Raw genomic sequence first — 12,792 nt, forward strand, 5'->3', positions numbered from 1 at the left:
ACGGAAGAAGCAGGGGAAGCAGAGGGAGAACCAATGCCCCATGCCCAATTCCCAAGCATGAACACAAGGACATTTATAAATGAACGATTTAGTAACTGCAATTACCACAGCGATTACCGCATTCACTGCTACCAACATTGATGATATTGTCATTTTGACGTTGTTTTTTTCACAAATAAGTACAACGTTTCGCAGTCGTCACATCCTTGCTGGTCAGTATCTCGGTTTTGCAGCATTGATCGTTGCTAGCCTTCCTGGTTTCTTAGGTGGACTAATTATACCGCAGGACTGGATTAGACTACTTGGTTTTATACCAATGATTATTGGCATAAGCAGTTTACTAAAACGCGAAGAGGATTCATCTGAAGAAGCTGAAGAAGAAACTGAGCCGTCTTGTCCCTCTATAGTTAGCAATTTTCTCTCTCCGCAAACTTGCAATGTCGCTGCGATCGCCTTTGCCAATGGTAGCGACAATATCAGCGTTTATGTGCCCCTGTTTGCCAACTCAGAATTAGATAATCTACTGGTAATACTAAGTGTATTTTTTACCCTAGTTGGTGTATGGTGTTATACCGCTTACAAATTAACCTACTTGCCTGCGATCGCCAACTTTTTAACTGAAAATGGCAAGACTTTTGTACCTTGTGTCTTGATTGGTTTGGGCGTGTTTATTGTTTCAGAAAATGTTACTTGGACTCTTTTATCTGTAATTTTTAGTTATATATTCTCATTAATTTTAGGTTTCAATACTCAACCGTCGAGTGAAGAACAAGAAAAACTAATTGTCTAAAAAGAAGTGATTATGAATTTCTAACAGCAAAATATCTTAACCCATCAATAGGAATCAAAACATGAAAATCTGGAAATCTCTGCTAATTATCTTAATGATTGTTGCTAATTTCGCCTTTGCTCAACCTTCTTTTGCTGATAAACCAAAATTTAGCAAAAACCCTGATTACATCGAAGTCACGAAAACGCTTGATAAACTGACTCAAGCAAAAGAAGCCCAAACTCAAGTAGAAGGTGTCACACCAGAGAAAATTCAGCAGAAAATCGATGAGTTAACATTCCAAAAATATGCTTTAGAGACAGGAATCAATTGGGGTCAATGCGAAAACAAAACAGGTAACACCATAGCAGTATATGGCAAAAGACCAAATGAGGAAGAGGATGACGATGCTATGTACGAGAACGGTCTATATTTTCTAGCTGATGGTCAGTCCACTAAAAATAACTGGGATTGTGATGGCTTATATTTGCCAAATGATGCCACAATTACAGGTTTAACCGCAGACGGACAAGCTCAAGAATTTCCAGAGGCAGTGGCTATTAAGATACCTGATGGTAGTAAGTTAGCAATTAAAACTAATCCAGATACTGCTGCAATTGAAATTAACATTCCTAATGCTCAAATTGTCAAAGCTAACGAAGTTAACTGGTTTATTCCGAATGTATCACAGGCTATAATAGATACACGGGTTCCCAATGCGCCTATTATGAAGTCTTAAATCATTGAACGTTAAACAGTTACTAAGTGTATGGTAATAATTTAGACTTATAACTGTTTATAAATTGTTCTAAATATCAACAGGGTAACAGCCAATTTCAGAGAAAACAGGACACAAGCTGGCGAAAAATCTCTCTGATCTTGGCTGTTTTCTTTATGAATCTTATTACTTATAGTTGCTCCATAACATTAATTATCAGTTCCGAATTATTTGGTCAGACTTGTTTTATTTCGATATCTGCATTAAAATAAATTTTGGAAAAATGTACAATCACAACAAGCATATTTCAGTAGCGCAACTATTGCGCTGGGTGCAAGTTATCTGGAAAGAGATTTCCTATTACCTGCGCATTTTTTTGATAGAAGCTGCTTTGGGGATAAGGGTGTTATTAATGCAGTTAAAATTGAAACCTACAGAAGAAGATCAAGATAAAAAAAAGCCAGGACGACTGAATCCGTCCAGAATTCGAGATCACTTGGCAAATGAGCGTACTTACCTCGCTTGGATGCGGACAGGGATCGCTCTTTTAGGTTTTGGTGTGGTCATCGTGCGTTTGCGTGCCTTCCAAGTACCTTTGGTACCTCGTCCTGGTAACGGCTGGAAGTTAGGTTTAGTCTTCTCACTGGTGGGTTTAATCACGGTGTGGCTCTCAACAGGACACTATTTTGCTGTCCGTCGTGATATTGAAGAAGATACTTACGAACCAACTGACCGATGGGTGTTACTGTTCAGTCTCGCCGTGATGATTCTCGGCGCTGGGGTAATCTATTTTGTTTTTACAACTTCTTTAGATCCAATGAGTCCACTTATCCCTGAGTAATAATATTTTTAAAATCGCACCTTATACAACTCGAATAATTCCCCTGATTTATGGGTTACAACTTTAGCACCAGCGGCCTTAATCGTTTTTTCCCACTTAGCCAAAGGTTCTAAAAACACCTCAGCCCCTAAATAGGTTTCCAGAACTGCCCAATCTTCTGCTAAAGGCTGTTCTGGATTAAGAACGTCAAATACAAAATGTCCACCTGGTTTTAATACCCGCTTGACTTCTGCTAGTACAGCATCCCAATATTCGAGGGGAAAATAGCAGCTAAATCCTGTGGCGATCGCAATATCAAACTGCTCTGATGGGTAGTTTAACTGATGAGCTGCTCCCAACTCAACACCTTTGAACAGCTTAGAATTCAACTGTGGGCCGCGAGAATTCAGGGTATCGCGTGCCACATTACTGATTTCTTGTCCATGAAAAAATGCTTGCCAATCCCGCCAAGGATAGATCAAAAAACTGATCCCACAGCCAATATCTATGCAGTGTTGGTTTTTTTGAGGTTTAGCAATTTCCCAAAAAGGGGAAGCAATTCTCCCTGAGAAACTTCCAGCAATCCACTCGCCGAATATCGGCATTGCTTGTACTTCTGCTGGAAGTTCAAAGGTTTCACGTTGATATTCTCGGTTAAAGCGATAAGCTATTTGAGCTAATCTTTCATCCCAGTTTGTTGATTTGGGTGAACTAAAGAGATTTTGGAACTGCGAATCGGGCTTTTTAGACATTTAAGTTTTTGCTACTCTTTTTAAGGATTGTAGTCAAATTCGCAAAGCGATCGCTTACGGCGGGTGGCTACGCCATCGCACCCCATCCAATCTTCTGCTAAGGTTTGTCTGAAATCATTGGTACTAATGACTAATGACTAATGGCTGCTACTCAACTTTTTCATACCAGATACCTACTTTCTCAAAACCACCATAAGCAAGCTTGAGAAAATTCACTATTCTCTGTTTCCCAATTATTCCAAATTCTTTATACTCTCTAGCCTCTGCAAACGTCAGGCGATTTTGGTCAATTATGTTTCTTTCTCTGTATGCTAACTTCGGAAAATCTATAACTTTTATGTGATATTTATTGACTATGTTTTGATAGTTGGAGTCTAAGTCTAAATGCTCCCAATCATCACACAGCCCTAAATTCCTCACTAGAATATGAGGGATTTTCTCACCGTAAGTATTCACTGACTGAGTAAATAGGTTGATGCTGTCGTATCCTCCTGTCGATACAAACCATTTGCAAAATATCACTCCTTGCGAACTTCCTAGTTCAAGTAATTGATTAGATTCAATCCACTCTTGTACTGCTCTATGCGATTGTGCGGCTAAATTCACAATTACTGGCTTCTCTATCGCCCACTCAAATATTCTATCTGCCTTATTTGCCTGTCGTTCATTCTCACTAAACACAGCATATTTACATATCTCCTTATATACCCCTGCTACATCTGGATTCGATCTATCTGTCTCTACTGGTATAAATGGGATTCTTTTATCCAGACAATACTGAATCATTGTCCTGGCAAAGAGAGACTTTCCTACCCCGCCTTTTTCACCATCCACAAAATGAATCGTCGGCATTACAGCCACCTCTAATAGTTATAAAAGTCTGATACATCTTTCCCAAACTAGGAACTTTTTGGCCATTGCCCCCAAGTATTTTGGTGGTTTTATGAGAAAGTATAACCGTGATTTGGATATTGTTTTCCAACAGTCTCATTTTACACAGGTAAAGTCCGTCTGCGCGGACTAATATCATGTCCGGTTGATTACTTATCAAACCCGAAGAACCCCAAAGAGCTAAAGCTACGCTTCGTCTCTCTCTCTGCCCCAAGTTCCCCGCAAGCCTATAGTGTACACACAAGTATGACCAGCATAGGTTTCAATAGTAGTTTCGTAGCAGCGCGTATTGGCTAAAATGGTGCATAAAATTTAGCTTTTGTGGGGTAGGCATCTTGCCCGCTTGGACGGGTGAGGACACCCATCCCACAAGAAAATTTATTGCAACATTTGAGTAATGACACGCCAGTAGGGTGCGTTATGTCCACGCCAAATTAACAAATGCGTTCGCCAAATTAACAAATGCGTTCGCCAAATCAACAAATGCGTTCGCCAAATCAACAAATGCGTTCGCCAAATCAACAAATGCGATCGCTAAATCAACAAATGCGATCGCCAAATCAACAAATGCGATCGCTAAATCAACAAATGCGATCGCTAAATCAACAAATGCGTTCGCCAAATCAACAAATGCGATCGCTAAATCAACAAATGCGATCGCCAAATCAACAAATGCGTTGACATAGCCCACACTTCTCTACAAGATGCTCTTGCTAGCTTGCTTCCACGTTCGTGTAGCGTCCCGCAGGGAAGTGGTACGACAAAGCTCAATGACCACCGCAGGCATCGCCATGATTGCAACTATTTAGTTTTGTCACGTCAGAAAATTCCACATTTTGGATACAATTACCGATGATTTGGCTAACTTTAAAAATAAAAAATTATCTACCATAAATAGAGAAATTCAAATTTCAATTTAGAAATAGTTTGTGAGTAGATATTGATGAAAGTTATAGTGACAGGTTCTTTAGGAAATATTAGTAAACCACTGACACAAGAGTTAGTGAAAAAAGGGCATCAGGTGACGGTTATCAGCAGCAAAGCTGAAAGGCACAAAGATATTGAAGCTCTAGGTGCAAAAGCTGCTATTGGCACAATGGAAGACGCTGGCTTTCTATCAGCGACTTTTAAAGGCGCAGATGTCGTTTATGTGATGGAATCGCTTGCCCCCGATGCTTTCTTCGACCCGAATGTTGATGCGATCGCGGCTATCACCGAGATTGGCAAAAACTACAAACAAGCCATTGAACAATCGGGCGTGAAACGTGTCGTGCATCTGAGCAGCATCGGTGCTGACAAAGGAGTTGGCTTGCTCCAGTTTCATTACAATGTCGAAAATATTTTAACAGAGCTGCCGGAAGAAGTCTTTATTAAATTCGTGCGCCCAGTTGGTTTTTACACTTACATGTATACCTTTATCCAAACCATCAAATCACAAGGCGCGATCATCGGCAACTATCGCGGCGATGAAAAAGAACCATGGGTCTCCCCTTTAGATATTGCTGCCGTGATTGCCGAAGAAATTGAAAAACCTTTTAATGGTAAAGAAATTCGTTATATTGCAAGCGATGAAGTTTCGCCAAACGAAATCGCCGAAATTCTGGGCGAAGCCATCGGAAATTCTGATCTGAAATGGCTGGAAATTTCTGACGAACAATTTTTAAATGGTCTATTGGAATCAGGAATGAACCCGCAAACTGCACAGGGTTTTACGGAAATGAATGCTGCTAGGCGTGGCGGCAGATTGTATGAAGACTATTTCCGCCATAGACCAATATTGGGTGTGGAAATTGATAAAGATGCAGCATCAAAGCGTAGGGGATGGTCACTACTAATCCATCCCGACTTTTTATGGAATACATCGCTAGCCAAAACGATCAAGCGATACCAGTATTTCAACTATTCGGTTAATGAAGCTTTGCACCTCTCGGAAAAAGAAGAAGCAATCATAAACGATATTATCGAAAATATGGAGCAGGAATATCGTTCCAATATTGATAACTTTAGTCAGGATATAATTGTTTCACAACTTGAATTACTGCTTAATTATTCAAACAGATTTTATAATCGGCAATTTATCACCCGTAAAAAAGCGAGTAGTGATTTGCTGGTGAAACTGGAAGATTTATTAAACGAGTATTTTGACAGACAAAATGAATTACAATCGGGAATTCCAACCGTCAAATATATTGCCGATAAATTAAACGTATCGCCGAATTATTTAAGCGATATGTTAAGAACGCTGACGGGACAAAACGCCCAACAGCATATCCACAATAAATTAATTGAAAAAGCCAAAGAAGCGTTATCCACAACATCGCTTTCAGTCAGCGAAATAGCGTATCAGCTCGGTTTTGAACATCCGCAGTCGTTTAATAAATTATTTAAGAATAAGACAAGCATCTCGCCACTCAAATTTAGAAACTCGTTTAGTTAGACTAGTTTTTTGACAATGCGTAAGTTGTAGTATTGTCGCATTCTTTTTTCAAATTGCTATAATTATGCGGATATTATATAAGACAAAACAAGGGGCTTAAGCCCCTTGTTATAACCTGTAAAAGCAGGTTTTGTTTGTTTAGATGCGGTTTCTAACCGCCCTTTTGGCTGCAATATTAGCCTAAATCGAAAAGCAAGATTTCGCCGCCGATGTTAGTGCTAATTTCTAGCTGTTCTTCGCCGTTGATTTGTACACCATCACCGGCTCTGAGTTCTTCACCATTTAAATTGACTATGCCTTGCGCTACTTGTAACCAGGCATATCGACCAGGTTTGACTTGATAATTAACAACATCACCATCCTCTAAAACAGATGTGTATAACTCAACATCTTGGTGAATTGTCACAGCACCATCACGCCCATCTTTAGCAGCAATTAAGCGGAGTTTGCCGCGCTTTTCTTCTAGAGGAAAAGTTTTTTGTTCATATCTTGGTGTCAATCCTTGTTGATCGGGAAGAATCCAGATTTGCAGCAAGTGTAGTGGTTCAGTTGGCGAAGGATTAAATTCGCTGTGGCTGATTCCAGTACCAGCACTCATAATCTGTACATCACCGGGATGAATTATCGAGCCAGTACCTAAGCTATCTTTATGCTCTACTGCACCTTCTAAGACATAAGTGAGGATTTCCATATCGCGATGACCGTGCATAGGGAATCCAGCACCAGGGGCCCCGCGATCGTCGTTAATCACCCGCAGAGAGCGAAATCCCATCCGGTTAGGATCGTAAAAACTACCGAAGGAAAATGTGTGATAAGTATCGAGCCAGCCCATATTAACGTGACCACGGGAATTGCGATCGTGAATTAAGTGGGTAATTGTATTTTGAGACATAAATTTACCTCGTTGTTAATTGTTTTTAGAAGAATTTAGAGTTCTGATTGATTAGATCTAATTTGTAACTATTTAAATAATAAAGTATATACATATAAAATGAAAAGTACGCACTTAAAAGTGGCGTACTTACCAAAAAGATACTATGAAATTTAACAGATATTTTTGATTGAATAAAATACACTTTTGCAAAACTAAATTACTGCGATTCAAATTTTTGCACAACAAGATTAACTGCTAAGGTGTGTTAGAAACATATCAAAAATCCGATCGAGGTAACGTGAATTTGACGACTCATATAATAATGTCTGTCTAATTAGCCAAATCAATAGACTTCTTGCATGAATCAAAAGCCCTCACCCTAAATCCCTCTCCCAAACTTGGGAGAGGGACTTTGAATTTAGCTCTCCTTCTCTCAATTTTGGCAGAAGGGGTTAGGAGATGAGAGCAAATTTTGCATTTGTGCAAGAGGTCTAAGTTTTATTACGTAAAACTATCCCTCTTCGACTTGGAGAGGGATAGTTTTGAACTTTGGTTCTAGGTAGAGAGTTTTGTCGAACTCACATCAAGATAACGTTACAATAGGGTGCATTAAACTAAAGTCTAATGCACCCTATTAGTAAATCAAGTGTTTCTCAAAAGTGCTTAATTTACACTAGCAGGTATCTTTTGAGTCTGAGTAATACCCGCTTTGCCATTCTCTGCCTTAATTTCTGCTACTTGCAGATGAGCTTCTAAGAACCAGAGTCGTTTGTCAATGGTGCGAGAAATTTCGGTGTAAAGGTCAGCAGTATCGAGATCGCCTAATTCATCAGTTTTATCGATCGCTTGCCGAAGATGTTTAGCATAGGATGCAAAGCGATCTGCCAAGGCTGTCACATGATCTTTGCCATCCAAAATATCTAAGGGGTATTCTGGCAGGATCGAATTACTAGCTGCGGCGCGAACTGTTCCGAAAGCATATCCGCCTAAAGCTGTGACACGTTCAGCTATCAAATCGATGAACTCTTCCAATTCTCCAGCAATTTCATCAAATAAGAGGTGTAGCTGATAGAAGTCAGTTCCTTTTACATTCCAGTGCGCTTGCTTTGCTTGGGTTTTTAGATCCGAAGTGGCTGCCAAGCTTTGGTTGAGAAGTACCACGATTTGCACTCGCGCTTCAGCCGGAATGTCAATACGAGTGGGGTACAAACGTGATGTAATAGTATTGTCGCTCATAGTTCTACGTTAATGCCTTTTGCATCTAACCTTACAGATTTTGGTTGGCTGTGCGAAACTCTCTGACGACAGATTATATTAACGGCTGAATGTGTTACTGTTTATGACTTTTGGTCAGATATGATGGTTTTCTATGGTATTGAATGTACCACCGAAAAGCCGATCGCGGATATCATTATTCTGCAAAAAGTCATGGGGAAAACCCAGTTCGATTTGACTCACTTCATTTAATCGTTGCAGATGTTCTGGCGAGAGGCTGACATCTAAAGAAGCTAAGTTATCTTGAAACTGTGTTAGCTTACGTGCCCCAACAATCGGAATAATCACACCACTTTGAGCGCGTAACCAAGCTAATGCTACCTGTGAAGGTGTATGGCCAATTTCTGCCGCAACTTCACTGACAACTTGCGCGATCGCTAAATTCTTTTGGGAAACTTCTCCCCCTAAACTCACTACTCGCCCTTGTTCGCCGCCTTCTTGACTGGGTTTGTTATACTTTCCTGTCAGCACTCCACCACCCAAAGGCGACCACGGCGTTACTGCCAAATCCAAAGCTTTTGCCATCGGGATCAAATCCCGCTCCGGTGTGCGCTGAATCAAACTATACTCAATTTGCAGGGCGATAAACTGCGTCCATCCTTGATAATGGGCGATAGTATTTGCTTGGGAAACAATCCAAGCGGGTGTGTCAGAAATGCCGATGTAAAGTACTTTACCTTGACGGACTACATCATCAAGCGATCGCAAAACTTCTTCAATCGGTGTTGTAAAATCCCAAGCGTGCAACCAGAATAAATCAATGTAATCAGTATTTAGCCGTTTGAGGCTACCTTCCAAAGATTGAATTAAATTCTTGCGATGGTTTCCACTAGCGTTCGGGTCGCCCTTCTTGTTATTCATCTGCAATGGAAAGGAATATTTTGTCGCAACTACAAAACGTTCCCGTTCTTTAGCAATCAACTCACCGACAATTTTTTCACTACTACCATCGGTGTAACCGTTGGCGGTGTCAATGAAATTTCCCCCTGCTTCTGCATAGCTATCAAAAATTTTCCGACTTTCGTCAGCAGATGCACCCCAACCCCAATCTTCACCAAAGGTCATGGTTCCCAAGGAGAGTTCAGAGACTCTTAATCCGCTTTTGCCCAAGAGTTTGTATTTCATGAATATTTTCTGATTAATGAAAAAATTAAGCAAATACTATTCCAAAGGCATGATAACTAAAAACTGAGGGTGATGTTTGAGGACAAGCCCTTTAGTATTTGTATTTTCGTGCTATTGAAATGCGATGACTTGCATTGCGAATGCGATGACTTACATTGTGAATGCAATGACTTACATTATGAATGTGATGACTTGCATTATGAATGCGATGACTTACATTGTGAATGCAATGACTTGCATTGCCAATGCGATCGCTTTTTGTAGAACAGCAACGGCAACATCAACGGAGTGAACCTTTGTACAGTCATGTTATGGCTCTTTGATATAGAAATTTAAGAATAGGGTATGTTGCCATTGTTTTCCTCTCTAATATTGCTGGATTCGGTAAGGCAAGAGCAATCGCTACAGTTTTCTAAGCTAGAATACCAAAGTTGTGTTTTAGACACATCTGACAAGTCAATTGCTAAAGAGCAGTTATTTTTATGAATTACTACGTAATCTACGATGGAAATTGCAATCTCTGCGTTACTCTAGTGCGATCACTAGAAACCTTAGACCAAGGAAAGCTGTTTCGCTACAGTCCTATGCAAGATGAGCAGACACTTTTACGGTGGGGAATTACAGCCCAAGACTGCGAACAGGGGATGATTTTAATTGATGGCAATGAACCTCAAAGACGTTGGCAAGGTAGTAATGCCGCTGAAGAAATTGGGCGGTTATTGCCAGCAGGAAGTATATTTGTAGACGCTTATCGAGCATTACCGGGGATGAAATGGGCAGGCGATCGCTTTTACGAACAAATCCGCGATAACCGCTACGCAATTTTTGGTAAACGTTCTAACACGTATGAATCATCTTATTGTGTGGATGGTAGCTGCAAGTCAACTTAAGTTTAAATATGTAGTTAAAAACCGCAGCGACACCAGGCTTTACCCACCTGCGTAAGTTTCAAAATTCCTACCTCCTGTCTTCTTGACAACTAAATTTGTCATTAGACAGAATTTATTCTGCGAAAAAATCCGCCTCCAGATGCTAGCAAAAAGTCTGGTAGACTAACGATTATGCTATCTGGCGTGTTTGTAAACATTGTGCAATCAATGACATTGCGATCGCGCTACAATTTGGCACAACAAAGAGTCTGACGGGAGGATACTGCGTGAAAATTGGTGCAAACTACTTGGGTAACGGAGAGTGTGAATTCACAGTTTGGTCTCCGCTATTAGATAGCGTTACGGTAAAAATTTTGACGCCAGAACAGCAGTTAATTCCCCTCAAGCCTCAGTCTGAGGGATACTGGCACACGAAAGTCAGCGATGTATATCCAGGAACGCTTTATCAGTATGTCTTAAATGGCCAAGACACCTTTGCCGATCCGGCGTCGCAGTATCAACCAGAAGGGGTGCATGGACCATCGCAAATTATCGATCATGATTTTGAGTGGACTGATGAAGGCTGGACAGGTGTTCCTGTAGAGTCGATGATTTTCTATGAACTCCATGTTGGGACATTCACGCCGGAAGGAACTTTCACCGCGATCATTCCCCGTTTACCAGAGCTGAGAGAATTGGGAATTAACGCCATTGAAATCATGCCCATTTCCCAGGTTCCGGGAGACACTCATATTGAGGCCTCTCTGGCATATCGTAACTGGGGTTATGATGGCGTTTATCCTTATGCTGTGCAAAATTCCTATGGTAGTCCAGCCGAACTCAAGCAACTGGTAAATGCTTGCCACCAAAATGATATCGCCGTTGTGCTGGATGTGGTGTATAACCACTTTGGGCCGGAAGGCAACTATATGAGTCAGTTCGCGCCCTACTTTACTCAAACCTATAAAACGCCGTGGGGCGAAGCGCTGAATTTCGATGACGCCCATAGTCAGGGTGTGCGAAATTATTTTATCGAAAATGCGCTGTACTGGTTGGGTGAATTTCACATTGACGCATTGCGGCTGGATGCGATTCAAGCAATTTATGATTTGGGCGCTAAACATTTTTTATGGGAATTGTCAGAAGCAGTTCATCATTTTTCACAACAAGGGCAAAGATGGAAACGCCATCTAGTTGCCGAAAGTGATATGAATAATCCGCGAATAATTCGTCCGGCAGAATTGGGTGGATATGGACTCGATGCTCAGTGGAGTGATGATTTCCACCATGCATTGCACGCACTTTTGACAGGCGATCGCCAAGGATATTATGAAGATTTTGGGCAGGTTGCGGATCTAGCAAAAGCTTATGAAGATACTTTTGTCTACGATTGGAAATACGCACCACACCGCAATCGATTTCATGGTGTATCTTGCCGCGATCGCCCTTTATCACAGTTTACAATCTGCATTCAGAATCACGACCAAATCGGCAATCAAATGAAAGGAGAACGCCTTACCCAGCGCATCTCTTTTGAGGGATTAAAGTTAGCCGCTGGGGCTGTGCTGCTGTCGCCCAATTTACCTCTGTTGTTCATGGGAGAGGAATACGGTGAAACTGCACCCTTCATTTACTTTGTCAGTCACTCCGATCCTGATTTAATTCAATTAGTTCGAGCCGGACGCAAACAAGAATTTGAAGCATTTCACTTTGCAGACGATCCGCCAGATCCAGAATCAGCAGAAACTTTCCTAAAGTCTAAACTCAACTGGGAATTACGCAATGAAGGTAAGCATAAAGTTCTCTGGGATTGGTATCGCCAGTTAATTAATTTACGGAAGACGCATCCAGCCCTTTTGAATCAAGACCGCAATTTCATCCAAGCGACTAGCGATAAAGAGAAGGATTTGGTAATCGTGCGGCGTTGGTGCGAATCGAGTGAAGTCATATTTGTGATGAATTTCAATTCATCGGCAGTGACAGTGACTTTGCCGTTTGAGCAAAATGCTAATAAATTGTTAGACTCGGCTGATACCTCATGGTCTGGGCATGGTTCTGAAGCTCCTGAACATCTATCTGTGAGCCAAGAAGTGAAATTGCAACCGACTAGTCTAGTACTCTATGAAAAAGGATGAAAGGGAAAGTTAGAACTTAAATTACCCTGATAACCTCAACGTTCGAGTAAAAAGGCTCAACGTTCGAGTAAAAAGGCTCAACATTCGAGTAAAAAGGCTCAACGTTCGAGCAAAAAGGCTCAACGTT

General features: G+C 41.0%; 13 protein-coding genes. 8 read left to right on the plus strand and 5 right to left on the minus strand.

Annotated features, from left to right (window positions below):
• Positions 1–79: 79 nt before the first annotated feature.
• From V7K89_RS05170 to V7K89_RS05180, 3 genes are all read left to right on the plus strand, one after another.
• Complete coding sequence (locus V7K89_RS05170) at positions 80–790, plus strand: cadmium resistance transporter (RefSeq protein ID WP_335184970.1); 711 nt, start codon at positions 80–82, stop codon at positions 788–790.
• Positions 791–851: 61 nt separating this feature from the next.
• On the plus strand, positions 852–1,508 hold the full coding sequence (locus V7K89_RS05175) for a hypothetical protein (protein ID WP_335184972.1): 657 nt from the start codon (positions 852–854) through the stop codon (positions 1,506–1,508).
• Positions 1,509–1,899: 391 nt separating this feature from the next.
• Positions 1,900–2,328 carry a YidH family protein gene (locus V7K89_RS05180; RefSeq protein ID WP_335184974.1) on the plus strand — a complete coding sequence of 143 codons (429 nt, stop codon included), beginning with the start codon at positions 1,900–1,902 and terminating at the stop codon, positions 2,326–2,328.
• A gap of 8 nt (positions 2,329–2,336) precedes the next feature.
• On the opposite strand, the gene V7K89_RS05185 is transcribed toward V7K89_RS05180, so the two are convergent.
• Positions 2,337–3,059, minus strand: coding sequence for a class I SAM-dependent methyltransferase (locus tag V7K89_RS05185; RefSeq protein ID WP_335184976.1), 723 nt, complete (start codon positions 3,057–3,059; stop codon positions 2,337–2,339).
• Between the two features lie 147 nt (positions 3,060–3,206).
• On the minus strand, positions 3,207–3,911 hold the full coding sequence (locus V7K89_RS05190; RefSeq protein WP_335184978.1) for a mobilization protein: 705 nt from the start codon (positions 3,909–3,911) through the stop codon (positions 3,207–3,209).
• Between the two features lie 501 nt (positions 3,912–4,412).
• On the opposite strand from V7K89_RS05190, the gene V7K89_RS05195 reads away from it, so the two are divergent.
• A complete protein-coding gene (locus V7K89_RS05195) occupies positions 4,413–4,631 on the plus strand; it encodes a hypothetical protein (RefSeq protein ID WP_335184979.1) in 219 nt (72 codons plus the stop codon).
• Between the two features lie 262 nt (positions 4,632–4,893).
• Positions 4,894–6,387, plus strand: a complete 1,494-nt coding sequence (locus V7K89_RS05200; protein ID WP_335184981.1) for a helix-turn-helix domain-containing protein — start codon at positions 4,894–4,896, stop codon at positions 6,385–6,387.
• Positions 6,388–6,562: 175 nt separating this feature from the next.
• Here V7K89_RS05200 and V7K89_RS05205 read toward each other — a convergent pair whose 3' ends face one another.
• The 3 genes from V7K89_RS05205 to V7K89_RS05215 all read right to left on the minus strand — a co-directional run bounded on the left by V7K89_RS05205 (position 6,563) and on the right by V7K89_RS05215 (position 9,661).
• The gene (locus V7K89_RS05205; protein WP_335184983.1) at positions 6,563–7,279 is read right to left on the minus strand and encodes a pirin family protein; all 717 of its coding nucleotides are present in this window, start codon (positions 7,277–7,279) and stop codon (positions 6,563–6,565) included.
• A gap of 645 nt (positions 7,280–7,924) precedes the next feature.
• On the minus strand, positions 7,925–8,497 hold the full coding sequence (gene dps, locus V7K89_RS05210) for a DNA starvation/stationary phase protection protein Dps (protein WP_335184985.1): 573 nt from the start codon (positions 8,495–8,497) through the stop codon (positions 7,925–7,927).
• A gap of 114 nt (positions 8,498–8,611) precedes the next feature.
• Positions 8,612–9,661: an aldo/keto reductase gene (locus tag V7K89_RS05215; protein WP_335184987.1), complete on the minus strand. Its 1,050-nt coding sequence runs from the start codon at positions 9,659–9,661 to the stop codon at positions 8,612–8,614.
• Positions 9,662–9,806: 145 nt separating this feature from the next.
• Between V7K89_RS05215 and V7K89_RS05220 the strand changes: the two genes are divergently transcribed.
• From V7K89_RS05220 to treZ, 3 genes are all read left to right on the plus strand, one after another.
• Positions 9,807–9,953 (plus strand): hypothetical protein, encoded by a 147-nt coding sequence (locus V7K89_RS05220; protein WP_335184989.1) that lies wholly within the window; start codon positions 9,807–9,809, stop codon positions 9,951–9,953.
• Positions 9,954–10,143: 190 nt separating this feature from the next.
• The gene (locus tag V7K89_RS05225; RefSeq protein ID WP_335184991.1) at positions 10,144–10,551 is read left to right on the plus strand and encodes a thiol-disulfide oxidoreductase DCC family protein; all 408 of its coding nucleotides are present in this window, start codon (positions 10,144–10,146) and stop codon (positions 10,549–10,551) included.
• Between the two features lie 266 nt (positions 10,552–10,817).
• Positions 10,818–12,665 carry a malto-oligosyltrehalose trehalohydrolase gene (gene treZ / locus V7K89_RS05230; protein ID WP_335184992.1) on the plus strand — a complete coding sequence of 616 codons (1,848 nt, stop codon included), beginning with the start codon at positions 10,818–10,820 and terminating at the stop codon, positions 12,663–12,665.
• Positions 12,666–12,792: the final 127 nt, after the last annotated feature.

Origin of the sequence: Nostoc sp., from assembly GCF_036917515.1 — a bacterium.
In the GTDB taxonomy this organism is placed as follows: domain Bacteria; phylum Cyanobacteriota; class Cyanobacteriia; order Cyanobacteriales; family Nostocaceae; genus Nostoc.